The sequence below is a fragment of the Marinobacterium weihaiense genome (genome assembly GCF_019061305.1).
GTDB classification, from domain to species: Bacteria; Pseudomonadota; Gammaproteobacteria; order Pseudomonadales; family Balneatricaceae; genus Marinobacterium; species Marinobacterium weihaiense.
Map to the genome: position 1 here is coordinate 158,433 of NZ_JAHQZT010000007.1, position 23,986 is coordinate 182,418.

The window sequence follows — 23,986 nt, forward strand, 5'->3', positions numbered from 1 at the left end:
CTCCGTTCAGAGTGGCTGGCCAAGGTCGTAATCGGCCTCGCCGATCGCCGGGGTATCCGTCATGTCGGCCAGTAGCTCGACTACATGGCGCACCTGGATGTCGCGACCTTCACGCTTGAGCTTGCCGGCCATGTTGAGCAGGCAGCCCAGATCGCCCCCCACCAGGGTGTCGGCATCGCTGTCGGCAGCAAAGCCGGTCTTGTTGCTCACCATGCGGTTGGAGATGTCGGCATACTTGACGCAAAAGGTGCCGCCAAAACCGCAGCAGGTCTCGGCTTCCTGCATTTCGCGCAGGTCTGCGCCGGCCACTTCTGCCAAGAGTTGGCGGGGCTGCTGCTTGATGCCCAGCTCACGCAGGCCGGAGCAGGAGTCGTGATAGGTGATGGTGCCCGTGAAACGGCTTTCAATGGCGTTGAAGCCCAGCTCATCGACCAGAAACGAGGTGATCTCGAACGCGCGGGCCTTGAGGTGCTCGGCGCGCTGTTTCCAGGGATCGCGGTCATCGAACAGCTCCGGGTAATGGTGCAGCATGCCGATACAGGAGCCCGACGGGCCCACAACATATTGATAGCCTTCAAAAGCCTCGATGGTCTGGCGTGCGATACGGCGGCTGTTGTGGTTGTCGCCGGAGTTGAAGGCGGGCTGGCCGCAGCAGGTCTGGGCGGCAGGCACTTCAACATCGCAGCCGGCCTGTTCCAGCAGCTTGACGGTGGCAAAGGCCACTTCGGGCCTGAACATGTCGGCCAGGCAGGTAACGAAAAGGCCGACCTTGATCGGTGCAGTCTGGGTGTCGGACATGGTCTCGGCAACCTCTGATTATGATCCTGTGGGCGTCTTGTCTGACGGTCGTGACTATCAAGATAGGTGATGAGGGCGCAGGCGTGAATGCTATACTGTCAACTGGTCTTACCAAGTGTTGTCGGGCGGGAGGCGTACCGATGAAGCTGCAACATGAACTGGAGCGCTGCCTGCTGGACGGGGACTGGCTGCCTGGTCAGACGGTGCCGTCCGAACGTGAACTGATGGCGCGCTACGGTGCTTCCCGTGGCGCCGTGCGCGAGGCGCTGGCCGGCCTGAGGGCCACCGGTGCCATAGAGACCCGCCAGGGCGGGCGCAGCCGCTGCTGCAACCTGCTGGCGCCGCATTTGCAGCTGCCGTTGGCCGGGCGAGAGGATGATGTGGAGTTCCAGCTGCAGGTGCTGGAAGCCCGAGCTGCATTGGAAGGCGCCGCGGCCTGGTTTGCCGCCCGGCGTGCCAGTGATGAGGAGCTGGGGCGGCTTGATCGGGAATATCGGCGCATGTGTGCACGTGCGTCAGCGAGCGGTGGTCAGGGCGAGGGGACACTGGAAAAAGCTAAGGCGGACCTGCAGTTTCACATGCTGATCGCCCAGTCCAGCCATCATCTGCTGGTCAGTGCCTTCAGCGAGCTGTTCTACAACCGCTATTTCAACGCCATTTACAGCGTGCTGTCGCGCACGCTGGGCCGCCTGGGGCGCTATCCTGACGGCATTGCTCAGCAGCATGGCGCCATTCATCGGGCGCTGCAGGCGCGAGACGCCGAGCGGGCCCGTGAACAGGCTCAGGCACATATCCTCTACACCCGTGACCTGCTGCGTCAGTGCCGGTAGCGTTATGCCCTCTGCCGGCGGATAAAATGAAGCCCTGCCATCGCGCTTTCACATGCCGGTGGGTATAATCCTGCACTGAGCCGGCCGACGCCTGGTATGTGTCGATGCCTCGAGCTCCGTAACCCTATTCAAGAGACGTGACCTGTCGTAGGGGCCACGTCTGACAATCAAGGAATTTTCCATGCCTGTCATTACACTTCCGGATGCGAGCACACGCACCTTCAATCACCCCGTTACCGTTCACGATGTGGCGGCCGATATCGGCACCGGTCTGGCCAAGGCGGCGCTGGCCGGCAAGGTCAACGGCGAACTGGTCGATACCAGCTACCTGATCGAAGAGGACGTGGATCTGGCAATCGTCACGGCGCGTGATGAAGACGGCCTGGAAGTGATCCGTCACTCCTGTGCTCACCTGATGGCGATGGCCGTACAGGAGCTGTTCCCGGGTGCCCAGGTGACCATCGGTCCGGTCATCAATGACGGCTTCTACTACGATTTCGCCTACGAGCGTGCGTTCACGCCGGAAGATCTGGAAAAGATCGAAGCGCGCATGAACCAGCTGGCCAAGGAAAACTTGCCGGTGTCCCGTTCCATCATGGAGCGTGCGGACGCGATCAAGCTGTTCGAAGGCATGGGCGAGAAATACAAGGTCGAGATTATTGACTCCATTCCGGGCGAAGAGCCGCTGTCGTTCTATCAGCAGGGCGAGTTCATCGACCTTTGCCGTGGCCCGCACGTGCCATCGACTGGTCATATCAAGGCGTTCAAACTGATGAGCGTGGCCGGTGCCTACTGGCGTGGTGACTCCAAGAACGAGATGCTGCAGCGTATCTACGGCACTGCCTGGGGTGATAAGAAGGCGCTCAAGGCGCACCTGCATCGCCTGGAAGAAGCCGAGAAACGTGATCATCGCAAGCTGGGCAAGCAGCTGAACCTGTTTCATATGCAGGAAGAAGCGCCGGGCATGGTGTTTTGGCACCCGAACGGCTGGACCCTGTACCAGCAGATCGAACAGTACATGCGCACCAAGCAGCGTCAGCACGGCTACCAGGAGATCAAGACGCCGCAGGTGGTGGAGCGTACCCTGTGGGAAAAATCCGGCCACTGGGGCAAGTTCCAGGAGCAGATGTTTACTACACACTCCGAGAGCCGAGACTTTGCCATCAAGCCGATGAACTGCCCGTGCCACGTACAGGTGTTCAACCAGGGCCTGCGTTCCTATCGTGACCTGCCGCTGCGCCTGGCTGAATTCGGTTCCTGTCACCGCAACGAGCCGTCCGGTTCCCTGCACGGCATCATGCGTGTGCGTGGTTTTGTGCAGGATGACGCACATATCTTCTGCGCCGAGGACTCCATTCAGACAGAAGTGGCCGCGTTCATCGATTTTCTGCACGAAGTCTACGCCGATTTCGGCTTCACCGACATCATTTACAAGCTGTCCACTCGTCCGGAAGAGCGTGTTGGTTCCGACGAGAGCTGGGACAAGGCGGAAAAGGCCTTGGCCGATGCGTTGAATACAGCCGGCCTGGATTGGGAAGAACTGCCGGGCGAAGGGGCTTTCTACGGCCCGAAAATCGAATTCTCGCTGCGTGACTGCCTGGACCGTGTCTGGCAGTGCGGTACCATTCAGGTAGACTTTTCGATGCCGGGCCGCCTAGGCGCCCAGTTTGTCAACGAGCATGGCGAGCGTGAGACGCCGGTGATGCTGCACCGTGCGATTCTGGGCTCATTCGAGCGCTTCATCGGTATTCTGATCGAGCACTACGCGGGTGCGTTGCCGGTATGGCTGTCGCCGCTGCAGGCGGTCGTGATGAATATCACCGACAATCAGGCCGATTACTGTCGCGAACTGGCAGAAAAACTCGAAAAAGCGGGTCTGCGAGCCACTGCGGACTTGAGAAACGAGAAAATCGGCTTTAAAATCCGTGAACGTACTCTGCAGAAAGTTCCCTACCTGCTTGTGGTAGGTGATAAAGAGGTCGAGTCAAAATCCGTTGCAGTGCGTACGCGCTCCGGTGAAGACTTGGGTACGATGTCGGCCGACGCGCTGGTGGATCAGCTGGTTCAAGAAGTGACGCGCAAGGGCCGCCAGGCATAATAAAATCGTCAGGAGATAAAGCTATCAGGCGTGATAACAGACGTGGTGGCCGTGCGCCACTGCCGCCGATCAATGAAAATATTCGTGCTTCCGAGTGCCGCTTGATTGGTGCGGATGGTAACCAGATCGGTGTTGTTTCGATTTCAGAAGCTCTTGAGCACGCTCAGGAAGCCGAACTTGACCTGGTTCAGATCTCGGATTCTGATCCCATTGTCTGCAAGATCATGGACTATGGTAAGCATCAGTACGAGCTGAAGAAGAAAGCAAATGAGGCGAAGAAAAAGCAGTCTCAGATGCAGGTCAAAGAAGTGAAATTCCGTCCGGGTACGGAAGAAGGGGATTATCAGGTAAAACTGCGCAACCTGATACGTTTCCTTGAAGCCGGGGATAAGGGCAAGGTTACCTTGCGCTTCCGTGGCCGTGAGATGGCTCACCAGGAGCTGGGCATGCAGTTGATGCAGCGGATCGAAAAGGATCTGGTTGAAATCTGTACTGTTGAACAGCGTCCGAAAATGGAAGGTCGTCAAATGGTCATGGTGCTAGCCCCGAAAAAGAAATAGTCACCCGACTGCACAAACCCGGTACCGCTCACAACGTGAGCTGTGTGCCGGGTTTTGTTATTTGTCAGAGGTTGGCTCATTAACAAACGAATGCGTGGAGAAAGTTAATGCCTAAGATTAAAACTGTCCGCGGTGCGGCAAAGCGTTTCAAGAAAACTGCTAATGGCGTCAAGCACAAGCAGGCCTTCAAAAGCCACATTCTGACCAAGAAAAGCACCAAGCGTAAGCGTCAGCTGCGCCCGATGCTGCAGGTTCATGCTGCTGACCAGGCTCTGGTTAAGCGCATGCTGCCGTATCTGTAAATCTCTCTCGGTCATTATTTAGTTTTTATTAAGAAGGAAATGCTATGCCTCGCGTAAAACGTGGTGTACAGGCTCGCGCCCGTCACAAGAAGATTCTGAAACAGGCTAAAGGTTACTACGGTGCTCGCAGCCGTGTGTTCCGAGTAGCCAAACAGGCCGTCATCAAAGCTGGTCAGTATGCATACCGTGACCGCCGTCAGCGTAAGCGTCAGTTCCGCGCTCTGTGGATTGCACGTATCAATGCTGCCGCACGCATCAACGGTCTGTCCTACAGTCGCTTCATCGCCGGCCTGAAAAAAGCTCAGATCGAAATCGACCGTAAAGTTCTGGCTGACCTGGCTGTATACGAGCAGGCTGCCTTTGCTGCGGTTGTCGAAAAGGCTAAAGCTGCACTGGCGTAACCCCACCGATTGGTAGGGATGGACGACATGCCCCGTTACAATTGTACGGACCTTGTCGCCCACACATGATCGAATCAAACAGGGGAAGGGTGCAAGCTCTTCCCCTGTTTTTGTTTGGAGCCGGAAATGGAAAATCTTGAGACCCTGTTGGCACAAGGCAAGCAGGCGGTTGCTGAAAGCGAGACACTGGCGGCACTGGATGAGATCCGAGTGCAGTATCTGGGTAAAAAAGGCGAATTGACCTCGCTGCTGAAAGGTCTGGGCAAGCTGTCCGCCGAGGAGCGTCCTGCAGCGGGTGCCCGCATCAACGAAGCCAAGGAAGCGCTGCAGGCGGATATCACTGCGCGCCGCAAGGCACTGGAAACGGCCGCGCTGGAAGCTAAGCTGGCAGCGGAAACCGTGGACGTGAGTCTGCCGGGCCGCGGTCAGTCGGTCGGTGGCCTACATCCTGTCACCCGGACCCTGGAACGTATCGAAGCCTTTTTCGGCAGCATCGGCTACAGCGTTGCTGAAGGTCCCGAGATTGAAGACGACTATCATAACTTCGAAGCGCTGAACATTCCGGCTCACCATCCGGCGCGGGCGATGCATGATACCTTCTACTTCGATGCCCACCGCTTGCTGCGTACCCACACCTCGCCGGTGCAGGTACGTACCATGGAGTCTCAGGAACCGCCGATCCGTATCATCTGTCCGGGTCGCGTGTACCGCTGCGACTACGACCAGACCCACTCGCCGATGTTCCATCAGGTGGAAGGTCTGCTGGTCGATCGCAACATCACCTTCGCCGACCTCAAGGGCACGCTGGAACAGTTCCTGCGCGAGTTCTTCGAGGAAGACGTGAAAGTCCGTTTCCGCCCGTCCTACTTCCCGTTCACCGAGCCCTCCATCGAGGTCGATATCGACCGTGGCGATGGCAAATGGCTGGAGGTACTGGGCTGTGGCATGGTGCACCCGAAAGTCTTCGAGTACTCCGGTATCGACCCGGAGGAATACACCGGTTTTGCGTTTGGCATGGGCGTTGAGCGTCTGGCGATGCTCCGCTACGGCGTGGACGATCTGCGTCTGTTTTTTGAGAACGATCTGCGCTTCCTCGGCCAGTTCAAGTAAGACGACAACGCACACAAACAGATTTTTCAGGAAAGCAGCATGAAATTCAGTGAACAGTGGTTGCGCGAGCTGGTCCAGCCGCAGATCGGAACTCAGGAACTGGCGGATCAGCTGAGTCTGTCCGGCCTTGAAGTGGATGGTGTCGAAGGTGTTGCCGGTGATTTTACCGGTGTGGTCGTGGGCGAGATCCTGACCGCCGAACAGCACCCCAACGCCGACAAACTGCAGGTCTGTAAGGTCAGCGACGGCGAACAGACGGTACAGGTGGTGTGCGGTGCGCCCAATGCCCGTGCCGGTCTGAAAACGGCCTTTGCCCGTGTGGGTGCGGTGTTGCCGGGCAACTTCAAGATCAAGAAAGCCAAACTGCGTCAGGTCGAGTCTTTCGGCATGCTCTGTGCCGAAGACGAACTGGGCCTGTCCGAGGATCACGGTGGCATCATGGAGCTGGCGGCCGATGCGCCGGTGGGCTCGGATATCCGTGAATACCTCAACCTGAACGACAAGATCATCGATGTCGACCTGACACCGAACCGTGGCGACTGTCTGAGCATCGCCGGCATGGCCCGTGAAGTGGGTGTGCTGAACAAGGCGGCGGTGACGGAAGTCGAAGCGCCGGCCGTGGCGCCGGTGATCGATGACCGCTTCGAGGTGGAACTGGTTGATGGTCATGCCTGCCCGCGTTACCTGGGCCGCGTGATCCGCAACATCAACCCGGGTGTCGCCACGCCGCTGTGGATGCAGGAAAAACTGCGCCGTTCCGGTGTGCGCAGCATCGATCCGGTGGTCGATGTGACCAACTATGTGCTGCTGGAGCTGGGTCAGCCGATGCATGCCTTCGACCTGAAAAAGCTCGACAGCGGCATCAAGGTGCGTCTGGCAGAAGAGGGCGAGAAACTGAGCCTGCTCGATGGCCAGGAAGTCGAACTCAACGCTGATACGCTGGTGATCGCCGATGCCAAGGGCCCCGTAGCCATGGCCGGCATCATGGGCGGTGAACCGACGTCGGTGACCGACCAGACCCGTGATATCTTCCTGGAAAGCGCCTTCTTTGCACCGCTGGCGATCGCTGGTCGTGCGCGCAGCTATGGTCTTCACACCGATTCTTCGCACCGCTTCGAGCGTGGTGTTGACTGGCAGCTGCAGCGCAAGGCGATCGAGCGCGCCACTGCACTATTGCTGGACATCGTTGGCGGCGAGCCCGGCCCGGTGATTGAGGCGGTAAACGAAGCCGAACTGCCGGCCGTTGAGCAGGTTCACCTGCGTCACGCCAAAGTCACTGCCGTACTGGCGCTGGAGATCCCGGCGGCCGAGATCGAAGAGATCCTGACCCGTCTGGGCATGCAGCTGGACAAGATCGAGGATGGCTGGAAGGTCACCGTACCGAGCTACCGTTTTGATATCAGCATCGAAGTGGATCTGATCGAAGAGATCGCCCGCGTGTACGGCTACAACAACCTGCCGGTCCACACGCCGACCGCCAAGCTGCCGATCCCGCCCATCGCCGAAGCACGCCAGACGCTGCAGTCCCTGCGCCGTCATCTGGTGGCTCGTGGCTATCAGGAAGCGATTACCTACAGCTTTATCGAAGCCGAGCTGCAGAAATCGTTCGATGATCAGCACGAGGCGATCGCCCTGGCCAACCCGATCTCTGCCGAGATGGCAGTGATGCGCACCACCCTGTGGCCGGGCCTAACGAAAGCCCTGCAGTATAACCAGCATCGTCAGCAGAGCCGTGTGCGCCTGTTCGAGACTGGTCAGCGCTTCCTGCCCAAGGACGACGAGCTGGTACAGGAAAACGTGATTGCCGGCATTCTGGCCGGCAACCGTGATGCCGAAGGCTGGACCGCCGGTAAGGACAAGCTGGACTTCTTCGATGCCAAGGGTGACCTGGAATCCCTGCTGGCACTGGGCGGCTGCGCCGATCAATTCAGCTTTGTCGCCGATCGCCATGTGGCGCTGCACCCGGGCCAGACCGCACGTATCGAGCGCAACGGCGAAACCGTCGGTTACATCGGTGCGCTGCACCCGTCACTGGTCAAGCAGCTGGATCTGAACGGACCGGTCTATCTGTTTGAAGTGAATCAGGATGCGGTCACCGGCGGCAAGCTGCCGCGTTTCAGTTCACTGTCCAAGTTCCCTGAGTCGCGTCGTGATCTGGCGGTGGTGGCGGATCAGGCAACGTCTTTCGAAGCGATTCGTCAGGTAGTGGAAGCCGAGGCGGGCGAGTTCCTCAAACAGGTCACCCTGTTTGACGTCTATCAGGGCCAAGGTATTGAACCGGGACGAAAAAGTCTGGCACTGGGCTTGACCTGGCAGCACCCATCGCGCACTCTTAATGAAGATGAAATCAACAGTGCCGTCAGTGCCGTTGTTTCTGCACTCCGCGAGCGCTGTGGTGCGATGCTGCGAGAGTAATCATAAACGGGGTGACCAACATGAGCTCGTTGACCAAAGCCGATATGGCCGAGCGCCTCTACGATGAGGTGGGCCTGAACAAGCGTGAAGCCAAGGATATGGTGGATTCCTTCTTTGATGAGATCCGAGCCAGCCTGGCGCACAACGAGCAAGTGAAACTCTCCGGTTTCGGTAATTTCGACCTGCGCGACAAGCGTGAACGCCCGGGTCGAAACCCCAAAACCGGCGAGGAGGTCCCCATTTCTGCCCGCCGGGTGGTGACCTTCCGCCCGGGGCAGAAACTCAAAGAGCGTGTGGAGATTCATGCCGGAAACCAGCCAGACAACGTCTGAACTGGGCACTATCCCTTCCAAGCGTTATTTCACCATTGGTGAAGCCGCTGAGCTTTGTCAGCTCAAACCCCATGTACTGAGATACTGGGAGCAGGAGTTCGATCAGATTCAGCCGGTTAAGCGCAGCAATCGACGTTACTATCAACATCAAGATCTGCTGCTGTTGCGTCAGATCCGCAGTCTGCTGCATGAGCAGGGTTACACCATTGCCGGTGCACGCCAGTGGCTTGCCGGTGATACGGCTGGCGACGATGCCGCCCGTTATCGCCAGTTGCTGCGTCAGACTATCAGCGAGCTGGAAGAGATTCAGGCATTGCTGCGGTCATGCTAGCGGTTTACCTGTGTTAAGTCACACAGGGGCCAGCGTTTTCAAAAAGGTTTCGAAAAAGCTTCCATTTATCAAAACGTTGGGGTAATATTTGCATCCTCTTCAGAGCTGATCTTTCAGCTCTCATCGTCGGGGCGTAGCGCAGTCTGGTAGCGCACCTGCATGGGGTGCAGGGGGTCGCAGGTTCAAATCCTGCCGTCCCGACCATTTAAAACAAGTAGTTAGAAGAATCGCCGCTTGGCGATTTTTTCGTTTCTGGCAGCTGTGACCGTTCTGGTTGCCACTCGGTTGCCGTTTGCAACTTGCTTGCTGAACTATCCCGCATCTACTTCTCAATGCCTGGGCCTGGTTGCCGGTGACATGTCGTGCTGTCTGAAATACTCTCGATCTATACTCATCACCAAGCAGGAGTTACCCCATAACGGCAGCTTCGCGCAGTCAAACACCAGTGACTGTCTGCGCAATGAACATGGGGCAATTGTCCAGCAGCCTGTTGGACAACCTTGGCATGTAGGCACCATTACAAACGATAACAGGCAGCAGCTCGGCACTAACAAGTGCCAACAGGGAGGTATCACTATGGCGGCATCCAGTGCGGACCTTGCGCCAGCAAGTCTAAGTGTTGAGGGGAAGGCTGATCTGGCTCGCTGGATTGAGCTGGACCGGCAACATAAGCAGCTTACTGAACAGCTCCAGCCCTGTAATGGTCCCGGCCATGAAATTAGCAGGCAGCTTGAATTGCTGTGGCATGAGAAGGCATTGCTGGCAGATCGGCTATTGTCGGTGCTGGCTCTTCAGTTGGCAGAGTAGATAGAGCTGTGAAGGCAGCTCGGCACAAGCACTGACACGGTATCGTATCCCGCCGTGGCCATGCCCTGTTGCGTTCGAGTGCAACGGTGTTGCGCCATGCCCTTGTTTCCATGGATACCCGTCTGGATACCAGATTAGTGGATACCGGGCCGCTCGTGCGCTTGAGGGTGTTTCCTTCAAAGGAAACGGTGTTTCCATCCGTGCGCATGGAGGTGTTAACTCCGGTGTTAACTTCGACTGTTAACCATGCCGGTGCGCCCCTGGATACATGCCGATTTGCTGCGTACCTCTCTGCGTACTTTACCCATTACTGTTTTGTAGTGGGGCAGCTGGGGCAGTGGGGCAGTAGCTCTACAAGTCCCGTAAATACTGACCTCCCGGCGCTGTCCATTGTGCCCCACCTGATTATGGGCACTGGGGCAGCTGGGGCAATTACTCTCAATGTGCTGGCGCTACTCCTCATTCAGCAGTTAACACCCGGCCAGATTCTGATCTGGTAATGCCGCTGGTCAGTAGGGTGCCCAATTCGTTCACCCTGTTATCTGCCGTCGTGTTCTGCGACGGGTGCTTGAGTGATCTGATTCAGGGGTGTCGCGTTTCGCTACCCCCTTGCCGGTAGAGTCTCTGAAGACGGTATTTCACCGTATCCAGCGCCAGCACTGGCCTGGTTCGTCCTGTGCGCTCATTTCGTGCCAGCATACCCGCAACAGATCGGCGCTCTGGTGGCCTTCTGGTAACTTCCCCCATTGGGGGATGTTGCGGCGTTCTGTTCGGTTCCTCAGCTTGAGCGAACGGGCCGGTAGTCCTGCGGCATCAGTTTAACTTCCTGCGGTGAGGGAGTTGGTTCCGGGCTTTTACCCCATTGGGGGAAAAGGCACTGCTGGATAATCAGTAGTGGTGGCCGGACAGCAGGTGTGTTGCTGGCGGGTTGGTTGGCGGGTTGCTGTTTCACTCCCGGCCCCGTGAATACTTGGCCTCTGGTGGGTTGATTGGTGTGTCGGCTGGAGTGTTGCCGGGATTCCGGTATCGGTTACTCAATCTGAGGTAATGGATCGTTTCCATCACTGGTGGCTTTTACCCAGTATCGGGTATTTCTCTACCCGGAATTGGGTAATCAGGCACCCTTCACAGTAGTAAGGGCAACCCTGAAAGCTGGCGCAATATCGGCGCTGGCTCCGGGTATCCCCAAATCTGGGGAAGCCCGTTCGGATTTCAAATCTATGCCGGACCGCTCCCGAAATATCGGTAACGTCCTCAATCTGAGGAAGTTGGTATTCCAAGCCCCCAGTGGGGTATGGGCATTGCTGAATAACCAGCAGTGGTGGCAGGGCAATAGGTGTGTCGATAGGTGTGTCACAGTTTCACTCCCGGCCCGGTAAACACTTGGTCTTCAGCGTGTCGTTTTGCGTGTCGGTAGGTGTGTTGCTGGTGTGTTGGAAGGTGTGTTGCTGTTTCGCCCTTGGCCTTGTGACCACTCGGCCTCTGGCGTGTTGATCAGCGTGTTGGCTGGAGTGTTGCCGGGATTCCGGTATCGGTCACGGGCAAGCGGTCCGAAAACTACCCAGGCTTTCGGGTAGTTAGTAGCGGGATTTCCCGCTTCTAACTTCGTGACGGTCACGGCCCGATTTCGGGCTTCTATCGGAAGGGGCGGGCTGGTGTCGGTGTGTGCTTGTACTTGTTGCCTGTGGTGCTGGATACCCTGTTCAATAGTCCCCGTTTGGGGATTCTTTACTCCCCGTTTGGGGACTTTCTATCTGGTGTGATTCCGCTCTGCCATTTCAGGTTTTATCAGGTTCCGGGGCGTGTCTTCACCAGCTGCCACCTGAAGTTTTCTGAAGTAATCAAGCGCCAGCCACCACAGGTTTTGACAGGTAGTTCAGTGCCCATGATGTCAGGTTTTGTAAGGTAGCAAAGCGCCAGCACTGGCTATTCAGTCGTCATCCTTGCGGGTGTACCGAATCTCCATCATGCGGCAGGTGTCAGGGTCGAATGTATCCATGACCGGCAGAGTGGTCGATTCTGGCTCCTGTGCGTCGTTGTTGGTGTTCTGGCTGCTGGGCTTCAGCTTTGCCATGAATCGCTGCCAGAGGCTTTTCTGTGGCGTCCTGTTGGGTGGTGCCATGATGGATGCTTCCCGGTTCCGTCTGTTTGGGAAAGGGGCCTTGGAACATAGTCTATTTCCAAGAACCCTCAGTTCTAGTTGGCCATGTATGAAGAATGCAGAGCGCCGAGCAATGAAGCCAAGCTACTATTGCTCTTTCCCCTGAAGTAACAAAGCTGTCATCTTGCGAGTTTCTCTTGAGTTGTCTGCAATATCCAAGATAGCAATGGCAACCTGGGCGAACATGACCATCAGAAGACCGACTACGATAGGGCTAGACGCAAGTAAAATACCCATCAGGCCAGCGCTATTACTGAAGCTTATAACAATTACAATCAAGCCAAGCACAACAGGTATCCAGCCAAAGAAACTGATAAAGGCACATACAGTTCTTGCGGTTTTGTAATGCTCTTCTGCTGGTGGTACATGGCTTGAACTTGAGCGTTCGGCCTTGAGGGGCGCTGCAGCATCTATGGCTGTAGATTCGTTTGGTGTTGAAGCTGGTTCAGCCTCCGCATTTACTGCAAAGTCATCTTGAAGGGGTTGCTTAAAGTTCAGTTCTAGACGACCAGTGGGTATTTTGACCTCAAGTTGTTGGTCGTGACGGGCCAGGTACAACGTTGCGGTAGCCTCTTTATCCACTTGCGAGCGCCAAATAGCATGATTAAGTGCTTGCTCATCTGGCAACTCAAAGTCGTTGTAGCGCAGAAGTTTGTCACCGGCTTGTAACTGGCCAAGGCGCGTATCAGCAACTTGTTCAATAATGAGCATGATAAATCCCTTTAGTTTTGTGATCTGTTCCGTATGACCTGCTGACGTACACAATCCAGTGCGAAGAACTTACTCCGCAGGCCAATACACCTTCACCAGCGGCAGCAACCGCTGTCCTTCGATATCGAACCGCTCATAGTTGGCCACCACCAGATCGGCCAGCAGGTCGATGTCGATCAGGGTCACCGGGATGCTGGCCCGCTCCGCTTCATAGCGAGCTTCACGGGTGAAGCCGCCGGTGCTGACAAACAAACCCTGGTCACCTTCGCGCAGAGCGCCGATAAAGCTACGGATCGGGTTTGATCCCATACTGCCACTGCGGTGTTTCACTTCTGCTTTGATACGCGGCTGCGTCAAACCCAGTCCGTCCGGTGATGCCAATACATCCACGCCACGATCGGGGCCTCTGGCTGAAACACGGGTCTGGTAGCCCATTGCGCGTAGCAGGGCGGCCGTGAGGTCTTCCATCTCATCGGGCGCCAGGCTTTGGATCTTGTCCTTGATCAGCTCGTGGCCGCGTGACACCACATCTTCGCGCAGCAGTTCGAGTTCAGCTTCCGGTGCTGGCGCATCGTCAGTAGAGGAGGGCGGTTCAACAGGTTTCCCGGCCAGGCGGTCCTGTACCTCGCTGATGACCGCATCCGACAGTGAGAACACGGTCAAGACAGACCCAAGGCTGTTGCGGGTCGATTGCGTGAACTGGTCGCGTGAGATGCGCCCAAGCCACTTCACCTTGCGGATATGCTGGAACTCGCCTACCTGCTCAGCCTCGCTACGGTACTCATACTGGCCGATGGCTTCGCCTACCAGATATTCGCGGTGTTCCTGGCTGTAGGTGATGATCAGGTCGTCGGGCCGGATATCGTCACGGAACTTGCGGATCATGGCGATGGCATTGGCGGTGCGGCCCGGTTTGGCGTTGCCAAAGTGCTGTATGTAGGCACTGCGCAGCGCATCCTGATTGGCGTACTGGTTCAGGTCGCCCAGGTTGCCCCAGCCTATACCGACGCACTCGGCATCCTTGAAGTCGTCGAAGTAGCAGCCGCCGTTACCGGCACGAATCATCCAGCCGTTTTTCATGCTCGTTGTATCTCCCTGGTATTCAATTGCTGTTATGGCGCATAGCCTCGACTTCATGCTTTGGCAGCCATTCGATTGAGAGTCTTGGACCATTGAGATTGATCACGCCCTGGCTGGCGTTGGCTTGATCATGTTGGGCACGATACGCCAGCAGAATATCCAGCAGTTCCATCATTTCAAATTTGAAGTCGGAGCCGGTGATGGCTTCATGATCTTCATCGCTTTCGAATTGCCAGGTCGCAAGATCCAGCCGGTTATCATCCGGGCTGGCAAAAAACAGAACCCTTCCGACCAATTCGGAGTTGCCAAGGTGCTGGCTGGCCAATTGATTCAGTCGGGTTTGATCGAAGGTATTGTCGTAATTCATCCCAAGCTCCATGTGGTTGTGTTCAGATCAACAGTGAAGGTGCGACTGACAGGCCAAGTTGGTTGAGGGTGGCTGGCGAAAGTTGGTTTGCCCGCTCCACGATCCACTCAACAAAACGCTCGCCATCCATAACTTCAATGCCTTCGCCACCGGCTTCGTCTACTAGTGCGGGCTGAACATCCCCGGTGGTGATGAGCCACTTCTGAACATCGGCGTCAGCCTCAAGATGTTGGAGCTGGCGCAGAGCGTGGTACCCGGTATCACCGTTATAGTGCTTTACTTGAATCAGCAGCTTGCTCGATGAAAAGCGGTCTTCACGAAAGGCTTCTATATCGGCATCCGCTTTTCCTTCAAAGGCTGTTTTGGCCAGCACCTTGGCGGCATAACCCTCCGTATGCAAAAGCTCGGTAACCAGCTTTTCAAGGCCGATGCCGCCGCTGGCAAGGTTGGTTTTGCCATTACGGATGTTATCCAGCAGCTGCTGGCGCACGTTGATCTGTGCTTCAGCTTCCAGTTCTTGAATATGGGAGTTGAAACTGGTGCCGCCGGTACTCTTGATCTGCTCGATGATGCGGGTGATGTCGTCCTTGAATTCGTCCAAGGATACGACCGACATACGAATCCGCAGGCGTGTGGACAGTGCTTCCGGCAGCTCTGTGCGCGGTACTCGAATAACAGAACCATCGTCATGACGCAGGTATTCGACGCCGGTACGGTTCTCACCGTAGCCGATGCCCGTGGCATAAGATCGCTTGCCTGTAGCGATTCCGAACGCTACCGCACGGTGAAGCGGGACAACCACAATATCGCCTGACTTGATCGAGAAGAAGCGTTTGATCTGATTGCGGTGGCGGCCAGGGTTAATCCCTTTCTCGGCGAACAGCGCCATGAGTCCCTTGGTATCTTCGGCCTCAGAAAAATTAACCTGTGGCCAGCCATAACCGGCCAGGTTGTCGGCAATCAGCTTGGCGGGACTGCGGACGAGGTAGATCTTGGCGTTTTCCATGTTGTGCTCCTTGCGTTCAGGGTGTTCATGACTATCATTGTTGGCAACACGGCCCCGATCGGTGGATCCGCTTTGTGGTGAAGCTGTTGAGGTTTTTTATTCATCCTTTACCCAGAGTGAGCTTCCGGGCGGTTGCAAAAGCGGTGCGGTCGGCCTATTATTCTCGTTAACACGGCCCCCGCCTCTTGGCTCCGACAGGAACCTACGCGGGGGTTCTTATTTCCTCTGTTACCTCACCACCAACTATCCCAGCCTTCCGGTACTCCCATATCCATCACGGATAGCCTTCTTGACGAGTGTTGAGCGGGAAATGACAGCATATGGTCTGCCAATCGTGTATGCCATTTGGTATCCGGGCAAATAATCTTGACCATGTGACGACAAATGGCCAGCAGCAGGAATGGCTTGGCGATTAGATCCTCTTTACCGATAAAGCTGCGGCACCATGCGATAGTGTCCGTGCCTGCCAAGCTGGGCTGATCGGCTACGTTGCGGTTCCAAAGACGACTATGGTGCGCACACAGATTGCGCAGATAGTTCAGCGAACGCAGCCAGGTCTGGAAGGTGTTCCAGTCGTTAACACCATAGTGGTTGGATAGGGCGAGCTGATCTTTCACCTTCATCATAGAGAAGAATTGGGAGACTGCACCGAAGTCCCAGGTCTCCACGGCAACCCAGATCGGGAAAGATTCACCATGTTTGGCACGGTAGTGCTTAACGAAGTCTTCCTTGGAACGGCGTTGTAGATTCAGGCATTTGTCCTGCCACTGTTCAAAGCGCGTCTGGCCATTCCTGAGTTTTTTGCGAATGAACGATGGATGAAGTTGGCTCTGGTCGAGATGCGCGAATACAGAGCGTTCACCCATCAGGTGGGCAATATCGACACGAAGCGCAACCTCGATACGCTCCAAAGCATCCATTGCGTGTAGCCGGAGCTGTTTGTCGAATAGATACAGGCGCACAGCATCAACCAGCTGAGTGCCCGGGTGAAACTCATCCATTGCCCTGGTCGACAGTTTTTCGGTTTTGCTATCCTGTACCACTTCGAACGTGCGAAACGGATACCAGTAGGCGCTGAGGCGGTAGTAGCCCACTCGCTGAAGATAATCCAGGGCAGCGGCCTCGTCGGTGACCACCATGCCCCGAGATTTGAGCAGCTCCAATTGCTCGGGGAAGGACTTCCATGGCCTGCTGTATGCCATTAGCTTAGCGCTCCTTCCACGACCGCCTCGGCCAGCTGACAGCGGGTTTCGCTGGCCTGGTTCAGACGTTCCTTGAGCTGGTCGCATAGGGCCATCAGTTCATCGACTTTTTGGACGATGCGCTGCTGTTCTTCCAAGGGTGGAAGAGGGAACAGCTTTGATAGGTATGAACTCTGGGACAGATGACCATGTGTAGAGCTTGTAACGACAACCTGGTTTTCGTTTATATGCTTGAGCCCATAAACAAAATAATCTCGCGACGTAGACCCAAATAGCTGGAATTTCCACATGTTCTGGTTCAGAACCGCGGGAAGCACCTGAGAGTCAACAACACCTATTTTCCCTAAGCTACCCCCGACCATAACAAGTAAAATGTCATTATCTTTGAGCTGAAATTTACTGTAGGTGGTTTCAGCTGCCACTTGGGAAATGTATTTCGCATCGCTGGTATCGATGGTTCCGTCTTGATTGATGTTTGTTACCCGAAGAACAAATGTTCCCTCAGTAGTGTATTCTCTACTCTTGAAGGCAAATCCAGTGTGCGTTTCTGCGATTCTGCCCAAGCGAACCCATGTCCAGTTTGCGGGCAGAGAATATGGCTTTTCTTCATCGTTAACGGGGGCTGGTGCTTTCTTACTCTTCAGCTTTCCACTCCGTATGAATTCAGCTTTTTCTTTCTCGATACGGTTAAGTAAATCTGAGACAGGCTCATCCTCCGCATCCTGCTCCACCAGTCGCCCCATCACCGCCAGTTGCAGTATGGTCTGCTTGAGCTTGTCGACGCTCTGTTCGGTCGTGAACAGGGTGTCGAAGTGGGCGGCGAGGCGAGCCCAGCTGTCGGCCAACTCGGCGGCATTCTCGGACTGGGTGAGGGTGCCGAGCAGGGTGTCCACGAGGGTTTCGTGGGCTTCGAGCTGGTCGCTGGTTTGCTGCTCCAGCCGGTCGCAGAGCGCCATAAGTTCATCGACTTTTTGGACGATGCGGTGTTGTTCAGCCAAAGGGGCAAGTGGAACTAACACTTCATTTGCCCTAGCTATTGTCAGGGTGTGTACGGTAGTGCCCATGCTTCCGTCATGAATGGCATTTATCCACGATGGGCTTTTAAAGAAACGTAGTAAGTAGTCTGGATATATTTGGCTGATGTTCTTGAAAATTAAGACGCTTGCATCTTTGAAGTAAAAGCGATCACTTGCTTTTACCAAATATGGAACCCCAATTGTTCCAACACCGGTCAGCATAATGTCGTTCTTTGATGGGGTAGTACCGCCATCAGTGAGCTCTCCAAAAAGCTTTTCAGAGATAAACAACTCGTTGTTCACATGCCCAAGTTTTGAGAGCTGAACTATCTCCCGGGCACGAAAGAATGGAACTCCGTCGTTCACCCAGTCTTTCTGATGGACCCTACTACTAGAAGTAATCCAGCCGAGCGCTCCAAGCCTTGCCCACGCCCATCCATTAGGTAGATTAAACGGAGTTTCCTCATCACTGATAAGAGAAAGCTTCTTTTGCTTCTTGAGTTTTCCTTCTTTGGTTAACTGTTTCTTCTCAGCAGCAATTTGCTTGAGTAGCAAGCAGGCAGGCTCATCAGTTGGGTTCTGCTCGACAAGCTTTCCTCGTACCGCCAACTCCAGAATCAACTCCCGCAGCTTCTTAATCCCTGTCAGTTCAATCTTGCCGTTGCTACCACGGCCACTGCTGGACTTCTTGGTGATCGCCCCGGTCCACAGGTCCAGATGGTCGATGAGTGCTCCTGCTACATCGACACTTCCGCCATCCCTGGCGGTCGCTTGTAATCGCTCCTGCGCACTCACGCCGCACCTCCATCGGTATCGGTATTGTGCGCGAGCGCATCGGCGAGGATATCGCGCAGCTGGTGGCGGATCTCCTGAATCTCGGCCTGCTGCTGCTCGTATTGCGCCAGCAGCTTATCCGGGTCGTGGTTGACCTGCTCGCCCTGGTGCGGGTTCTTGATGTCCAGGTTGTAGTTACGGGCCTTGATCTCGTCGATGGAGACCTTCCACGCCTGCTCGTTTTCAACGCGGCCGGCGAAGCCGTCGGACTCATCGCCCCACCAGTCGATCTCGGTCTGGAACTCGGCAAAGCGCATCGGCTTGGTCTTGCTGTAGCTCTTGTAGCCTTCCGGGTAAGGGTGTTCGTAGTACCACACGGCATCCGTGGGCTTGCCCTTGGTGAAGAACAGCAGGTTGGTCTTGATACCGGTGTAGGGGTTAAACACGCCGTTGGGCAGGCGCACGATGGTGTGAAGGTTGCACTCGTCCAGCAGCTTTTCCTTGAGGCGGGTCTTCATGCCTTCGCCAAACAGGAAGCCATCCGGCAGCACCACGGCGGCACGGCCTCCGTCACGCAGCAGGTGGATGAACAGGGTCATGAACAGATCGGCGGTTTCACGGGTACGGAAGGCGGCCGGGAAGTTGGTTTCGATGCCGTCCTCTTCCATGCCACCGAAGGGCGGGTTGGCGACGATCACATCGACACGCTCTTTCGGCCCCCAGCTGATCAACGGGCGGCCCAGGGTGTTGTCGTGCTTGATCTGATCCGGCACTTCGATGCCGTGCAAAATCATGTTGGTGGTGGCCAGCAGGTGCGGCAGCGGCTTTTTCTCAACGCCGTGAATGGTACGCTGGAGCGTCTGCTCGTCCTGCGGGGTGCTGACGTAATGCTGGCGCTTGTGCTCGATGGCGCAGGTCAGGAAGCCGCCGGTGCCGCAGGCCGGGTCCATCACTTTTTCATCCAGCTTGGGGTCCACCCGGTTGACCATGAACTCGGTCACCGCACGGGGCGTATAGAACTCACCGGCGTTACCGGCGTTTTGCAGGTCTTTGAGGATCTGTTCGTACATATCGCCCAACGCATGACGCTCGGCGGATTTGTTGAAGTCGATGCCGTCCTGCAATTTGTTGATCACCTGGCGCATCAGCTGGCCGGACTTCATGTAGTTGTAGGCATCCTCGAACACGTTGCGGATCACCACGCCACGGTAGTCGTCACCGGTTGGTTGCAGATTTTGCAGCCCTGGGAACAGGGTATTGTCCACGAAGTCCTTCAGCTCGTCGCCGGTCATGCCTTCAGGATCGGCGGCCCAGTTGCGCCAGCGCAGGTGAGAGGGAATAGGGGAGCGATAGTCATCGTTGAACATCTCCCATTCCAGCTCGCGGTCATCAAAAATCTTCAGAAACAGCATCCAGACTAGCTGGCCGATACGCTGGGCGTCACCGTCTACGCCCACGTCCTTGCGCATGATGTCCTGAATGGATTTGATGGTGGTGTTGATCGACATAAGGTGTCTGTTCCCGGGTGTTCAGAAAAAGAGATAAAGGGTTTGGTTCGGCTTACGAAGTCTGCTGGTAGAGCTCATCTTCCAGCTGCTTTACGGCCTGGGTGTAGCCGGGCTTGCCGCCAAAGGCTTGCAACAGCTCCATCGGCGCACCGATCTGGCTGAAGGGTGCCAGGGTGAGGACTTTCACATCTTCGATGGGTTCGATACCGGCATCGGTGTACTTGTCCAGCAGGGCGTCCAGCACCTGTTTGCTGGCGCCTTCGTACTTGCTGAAGTAGTTGTGCTTGCGCACCTGATCGGCCCGCTCCTTGCGGCTCAGCGGCGGCTGATCATAGACGATATGGCAGATCACATCGAAAGGATCGGGCTCGGCACCCAGTTTCTTGCTGACCTCTTTGATCAGGTCGTCCCAGATCACGCCCTGTTCGGCCAGTTCGTCGATGATCACCTGCTTGCGATCAGCTTCATTCCAGCGGCGCAGGAAGTCGCTGAGGGTGGCGTACCTTTCTTTTACCTGCTGGCGGGTAAAATCCTTCAGGCTCTCGGTAATGAGCTTGCCGTCCGGCCCCAGGTATTGCACACGCTCGGCGATCACGCGCACTTCGACATTGCCGACCACGTATTTGATGCGCTTGGGGGGTGGGTCTTCAAGGGTATTTTCATCCCAACCGGTGGTCGGTTGATCATCCGAGACCCACTCCTCTTCGGGGTCGAACTCATAGGCGCCATTGTCTTCACCCAGCATGTCATCCGGCTGTTCATCTTCTGGGGCCTGTTCATCGTCCGGGTTGATCGGGTCATCACCCTTGGGCACGTAGACCTTGACCGGATCGCCATCGAAATCCGGGTCGGCGAACAGCTCGGTGGCCTTCTTGAAGTCGATAATGGTGAACCAGTGCTTGTTGTAATCATCGTTGATGCGGGTGCCACGGCCGATGATCTGTTTGAACTCGGTCATGGACTGGATGCGCTGGTCCAGCACGATCAGCTTACAGGTCTGGGCATCGACGCCGGTGGTCATCAGCTTGCTGGTGGTGGCGATCACCGGGTAGCGTTCCTCCGGGTTGATGAAGTTGTCCAGCTCGGCCTTGCCTTCCTGCTCGTCACCGGTGATGCGCATGATGTACTTGCGGTTTTCCTGTACCCGCTGCGGGTTCAGGTTGACCAGCGCCTGGCGCATCCGCTCGGCATGGTCGATGTCTTCGCAGAACACGATGGTTTTCTGGTAGGGATCGGTCTGCGTCATGAACTCGGTGATCTTACGCGCCACGACCTCGGTGCGCTTTTCCAGCACCAGATTGCGATCAAAGTCCTTCTGGTTGTAGATGCGATCTTCGATCAATTCGCCGTTTTTGTCGGTCTGGCCCTTGCTGGGGCGCCAGCCCTGAAGGTCACGGTCCAGATCGACGCGAACCACCTTGTACGGGGCGAGGAAGCCGTCTTCAATGCCCTGTTTGAGCGAGTAGGTGTAGACCGGCTCACCGAAGTAGTCGATGTTGGAGACTTCTTTGGTTTCCTTCGGTGTGGCGGTCAAGCCGATATGGGTGGCGGCCGAGAAGTAATCGAGAATCTGGCGCCAAGCGGAATCCACAGCGGCACTGCCACGGTGGCACTCGTCAATCACGACCAGATCGAAGAAGTCGGGTGAGAACTGCTTGTAAATATTCTGTTCTTCCTCGCTGCCGGTCACGGCCTGATACAGCGACAGGTAGATCTCATAGGACGGATCGACGGTGCGGTTGCTGACCTTGGTCATCGCCTGACCGAAGGGTTTGAAGTCGTTGTTCTTGGTCTGATCGACCAGGATGTTACGGTCGGCCAGGAACAGGATGCGCTTCTTCTTTTTCGACTTCCACAGCCGCCAGATGATCTGAAAGGCGGTAAAGGTCTTACCTGTGCCGGTGGCCATTACCAGCAGGATGCGATTCTGCCCACGCGCTACGGCCTCGATGGTGCGGTTGATCGCTACTGTCTGATAGTAACGGGGCGAGCGGCCGCTGCCGTCATCGTAGTAGGGCTGTTCGACGGTTTGCCGGGCTGCCGACTCGCTGATGCCCTTGTACCGGCAGTAAAGGTCCCAGAGGGTGTCAGGCGAGGGGAATTCATTCAGGCCGAGTGTGGACTCGGTTTTGCCGAACAGGCCGGTGCGGTCATGAAACAGGAAGCCGTCGCCGTTGCTGCTGAATACGAAGGGCGCATCCAGCGCATCACTATAGGCCAGCGCCTGTTGCATACCGTCGCCAAGGCTATGGTTGTTGTCCTTGGCCTCGATGATGGCGATGGGGATGTTTTTCCTGTAACTAAGGACGTAATCGGCACGGCGGCGTTTGCCACGGGTATGAAGGCGACCGCGCACGATGATGCGGCCAGCGGTGAAGGAAACTTCTTCCCTGACCTGGGCCTGTAAGTCCCAGCCTGCCTGCTCCAGTGCGGGGTTAATGAACTTGGTGCAAATGTCCCGTTCCGTGAGCGTCTTCTTGTCCATGTTGAATATCCCGCATCCTGTTGCTGACGGCCTGATCAATAGGCTTCTCACCAGGGCTTAGGGTAGCTCAATGGGGACGGATTCTGAAGTGGAAGCGGTGCTGTGAGGGTTTGTAAAAGATAGCATGAATGGAACGCCCGGCCAGTGAGTCAGTGTTGATCATTGACCGGGTGTTGTGACCTCCTGCTATGAGTTTGATGCTGCGTCGTAATCACTCAGCCATTCATCTGCTTCATTGGGCATAGGAGCTTGCCGTATAACCGCACTGGGACTTCAGATAATAAGTGCGACACTCATGGTTGAACGGCGAGAGGTGGCCAACTGCCGAAGGTGGTACGCTTCAGCTCGCCAAAGTCAAAGTAAGTATCGCCATGAGTTATCAGCAGTTGACCGAGGGGAAACGATACCAGATATCGGCTCTCCTTACGCAGGGATATTCGCCGGCAGCGATCGCTACTGTAGTTGAAGTTCATCGTTCCACAGTCTACCGGGAGATGAAGCGTAACAGTCATGACGGGGTGTATAAGCCCGAGGAGGCACATGCCAGAAGCCGCTCACGTCGAGTCATGGCACGCAAATACAGAGTACCGGAGCAGACCGTCATGTATGTGGAACTGACGTTGTCCTGGCACTGGAGTCCGGAACAGATCAGTGGTATCGGCAAGCTCATTGGTCTGCCGGTGAGTCATGAGTGGATATACCGTCATGTCGCTGCCGACAAGACCCGTGGCGGCAAGCTCTACAAGACATTACGCCAGGGACACAAACGGTACCGCAAGGGCAGTAACAGCAAGCGTGCGGTCATCCCGGAGCCGATTTCGATCGACGATCGTCCGGCCATCGTGGACACACGGGAGCGCTTTGGCGACTGGGAGGTTGATACCGTTCTGGGCAGGCATGGTAGCGGTGCGTTGGTCACGCTGGCGGAGCGCAAGAGTCGCCTGTATCTGGTCCGCAGGGTCGACGCCAGGCGGGCTACGGATGTGCGGGATGCGATCATCGATATGCTCATGCCCTATGCCGACCATGTACATACAATCACGGCGGACAACGGCAGCGAGTTCGTCGAACACAAGGCCATAGCGGAAGCGCTGGGGGCGGAGTTCTACTTTGCTCACCCGTACTCCTCATGGGAACGCGGACTGAACGAGAACTGCAACGGGCTGCTGCGGCAGTTCATCCCGAAGGGTACGGATCTGAGGCTGATTACGGATGAAGATGTACGGTGGGCAGAGAAGAGGTTAAACCTGAGGCCGCGTAAATGCCTCGGATTCAGGCAGCCAGAAGTGGTGTTCCAAGAATACCTTCAGGCTGCATAGGCGGGTGTCGCACTTCGGAGTTGAATTCGCGACTACCTGTTAACCGTTTACCGTACTGGTTTTGACCCGTACCCAAATCGGCCTGTAGAGCAAGTAAACATGCGGGTTTCAGCATTTCCTTGTCCGGAAACTTTGTCCGGGAGTTGTCCGGGTAATGTCCGGAAGTTGTCCGGAAGTTGTCCGGAAGTTGTCCGGAGAAATGGCTGCTTCACTGGCACCGATTCCGGCACTCTTAAGCAGATGCTGATAGCTGATATCGAGAGGTTGCAGCGACTGCTTATCTGTCAAGTCCCGCATGATTATAAGGTCGCTTTTTAAAAAGTTCCGGATGGGTTTTATGCCACTCCTTCATCGCCATGATGGGTGGTTTGGA

The 23,986-nt window shown here is 56.1% G+C and carries 21 protein-coding genes and 1 tRNA gene; 12 read left to right on the forward strand and 10 right to left on the reverse strand.

Features of this window, described 5'->3' with window-relative positions; all coding sequences use genetic code 11:
- Positions 1 to 6 precede the first annotated feature (6 nt).
- A complete protein-coding gene (locus KTN04_RS07510) occupies positions 7 to 798 on the reverse strand; it encodes a (Fe-S)-binding protein (protein ID WP_217334600.1) in 792 nt (263 codons plus the stop codon).
- A 140-nt stretch (positions 799 to 938) separates the two neighbouring features.
- Here KTN04_RS07510 and KTN04_RS07515 point away from each other — a divergent pair, with 140 nt between their 5' ends.
- The 11 genes from KTN04_RS07515 to KTN04_RS07565 all read left to right on the forward strand — a co-directional run bounded on the left by KTN04_RS07515 (position 939) and on the right by KTN04_RS07565 (position 9,984).
- The gene (locus tag KTN04_RS07515) at positions 939 to 1,628 is read left to right on the forward strand and encodes a FadR/GntR family transcriptional regulator (RefSeq protein ID WP_217334601.1); all 690 of its coding nucleotides are present in this window, start codon (positions 939 to 941) and stop codon (positions 1,626 to 1,628) included.
- A gap of 181 nt (positions 1,629 to 1,809) precedes the next feature.
- Complete coding sequence (thrS, locus tag KTN04_RS07520) at positions 1,810 to 3,726, forward strand: threonine--tRNA ligase (protein WP_217334602.1); 1,917 nt, start codon at positions 1,810 to 1,812, stop codon at positions 3,724 to 3,726.
- A gap of 68 nt (positions 3,727 to 3,794) precedes the next feature.
- Complete coding sequence (gene infC, locus KTN04_RS07525) at positions 3,795 to 4,286, forward strand: translation initiation factor IF-3 (protein ID WP_456085648.1); 492 nt, start codon at positions 3,795 to 3,797, stop codon at positions 4,284 to 4,286.
- A 107-nt stretch (positions 4,287 to 4,393) separates the two neighbouring features.
- The gene (rpmI, locus tag KTN04_RS07530) at positions 4,394 to 4,588 is read left to right on the forward strand and encodes a 50S ribosomal protein L35 (RefSeq protein WP_091821403.1); all 195 of its coding nucleotides are present in this window, start codon (positions 4,394 to 4,396) and stop codon (positions 4,586 to 4,588) included.
- 44 nt (positions 4,589 to 4,632) lie between these two features.
- Complete coding sequence (gene rplT, locus KTN04_RS07535; protein ID WP_181740365.1) at positions 4,633 to 4,989, forward strand: 50S ribosomal protein L20; 357 nt, start codon at positions 4,633 to 4,635, stop codon at positions 4,987 to 4,989.
- Between the two features lie 126 nt (positions 4,990 to 5,115).
- Complete coding sequence (gene pheS, locus KTN04_RS07540) at positions 5,116 to 6,099, forward strand: phenylalanine--tRNA ligase subunit alpha (protein ID WP_217334603.1); 984 nt, start codon at positions 5,116 to 5,118, stop codon at positions 6,097 to 6,099.
- Positions 6,100 to 6,138: 39 nt separating this feature from the next.
- Entirely contained in the window at positions 6,139 to 8,514 is a 2,376-nt protein-coding gene (gene pheT, locus KTN04_RS07545; protein ID WP_217334604.1) for a phenylalanine--tRNA ligase subunit beta, read from the forward strand.
- Between the two features lie 20 nt (positions 8,515 to 8,534).
- Positions 8,535 to 8,846: an integration host factor subunit alpha gene (gene ihfA / locus KTN04_RS07550; RefSeq protein WP_217334605.1), complete on the forward strand. Its 312-nt coding sequence runs from the start codon at positions 8,535 to 8,537 to the stop codon at positions 8,844 to 8,846.
- Positions 8,818 to 9,177, forward strand: coding sequence for a MerR family transcriptional regulator (locus tag KTN04_RS07555; protein ID WP_217334606.1), 360 nt, complete (start codon positions 8,818 to 8,820; stop codon positions 9,175 to 9,177). Before ihfA ends, KTN04_RS07555 begins: the two co-directional genes overlap by 29 nt.
- A 127-nt stretch (positions 9,178 to 9,304) precedes the next feature.
- Positions 9,305 to 9,381 (forward strand) — tRNA-Pro (locus KTN04_RS07560).
- A 30-nt stretch (positions 9,382 to 9,411) separates the two neighbouring features.
- Positions 9,412 to 9,984, forward strand: coding sequence for a hypothetical protein (locus KTN04_RS07565; RefSeq protein ID WP_217334607.1), 573 nt, complete (start codon positions 9,412 to 9,414; stop codon positions 9,982 to 9,984).
- A 1,930-nt stretch (positions 9,985 to 11,914) separates the two neighbouring features.
- Here KTN04_RS07565 and KTN04_RS07570 read toward each other — a convergent pair.
- From KTN04_RS07570 to hsdR, 9 genes are all read right to left on the reverse strand, one after another.
- Positions 11,915 to 12,058, reverse strand: coding sequence for a hypothetical protein (locus tag KTN04_RS07570; protein ID WP_217334608.1), 144 nt, complete (start codon positions 12,056 to 12,058; stop codon positions 11,915 to 11,917).
- A 174-nt stretch (positions 12,059 to 12,232) separates the two neighbouring features.
- Positions 12,233 to 12,856 carry a hypothetical protein gene (locus KTN04_RS07575; RefSeq protein ID WP_217334609.1) on the reverse strand — a complete coding sequence of 208 codons (624 nt, stop codon included), beginning with the start codon at positions 12,854 to 12,856 and terminating at the stop codon, positions 12,233 to 12,235.
- Positions 12,857 to 12,925: 69 nt separating this feature from the next.
- Entirely contained in the window at positions 12,926 to 13,936 is a 1,011-nt protein-coding gene (locus tag KTN04_RS07580) for a restriction endonuclease (RefSeq protein ID WP_217334610.1), read from the reverse strand.
- A gap of 22 nt (positions 13,937 to 13,958) precedes the next feature.
- Complete coding sequence (locus KTN04_RS07585) at positions 13,959 to 14,315, reverse strand: hypothetical protein (protein ID WP_217334611.1); 357 nt, start codon at positions 14,313 to 14,315, stop codon at positions 13,959 to 13,961.
- Positions 14,316 to 14,325: 10 nt separating this feature from the next.
- A complete protein-coding gene (locus KTN04_RS07590) occupies positions 14,326 to 15,309 on the reverse strand; it encodes a restriction endonuclease (protein WP_217334612.1) in 984 nt (327 codons plus the stop codon).
- Positions 15,310 to 15,542: 233 nt separating this feature from the next.
- Positions 15,543 to 16,511 (reverse strand): Abi family protein, encoded by a 969-nt coding sequence (locus KTN04_RS07595; RefSeq protein WP_217334613.1) that lies wholly within the window; start codon positions 16,509 to 16,511, stop codon positions 15,543 to 15,545.
- Positions 16,511 to 18,322, reverse strand: coding sequence for a restriction endonuclease subunit S (locus KTN04_RS07600; RefSeq protein ID WP_217334614.1), 1,812 nt, complete (start codon positions 18,320 to 18,322; stop codon positions 16,511 to 16,513). The genes KTN04_RS07595 and KTN04_RS07600 overlap by 1 nt, the downstream gene beginning before the upstream one ends.
- Positions 18,319 to 19,809, reverse strand: a complete 1,491-nt coding sequence (locus KTN04_RS07605) for a type I restriction-modification system subunit M (protein ID WP_217334615.1) — start codon at positions 19,807 to 19,809, stop codon at positions 18,319 to 18,321. Before KTN04_RS07605 ends, KTN04_RS07600 begins: the two co-directional genes overlap by 4 nt.
- Positions 19,810 to 19,861: 52 nt before the next feature.
- On the reverse strand, positions 19,862 to 22,294 hold the full coding sequence (gene hsdR / locus KTN04_RS07610) for an EcoAI/FtnUII family type I restriction enzme subunit R (protein ID WP_217334616.1): 2,433 nt from the start codon (positions 22,292 to 22,294) through the stop codon (positions 19,862 to 19,864).
- 371 nt (positions 22,295 to 22,665) lie between these two features.
- Here hsdR and KTN04_RS07615 point away from each other — a divergent pair, with 371 nt between their 5' ends.
- Positions 22,666 to 23,613 (forward strand): IS30 family transposase, encoded by a 948-nt coding sequence (locus tag KTN04_RS07615; protein WP_217334617.1) that lies wholly within the window; start codon positions 22,666 to 22,668, stop codon positions 23,611 to 23,613.
- Positions 23,614 to 23,986 lie beyond the last annotated feature (373 nt).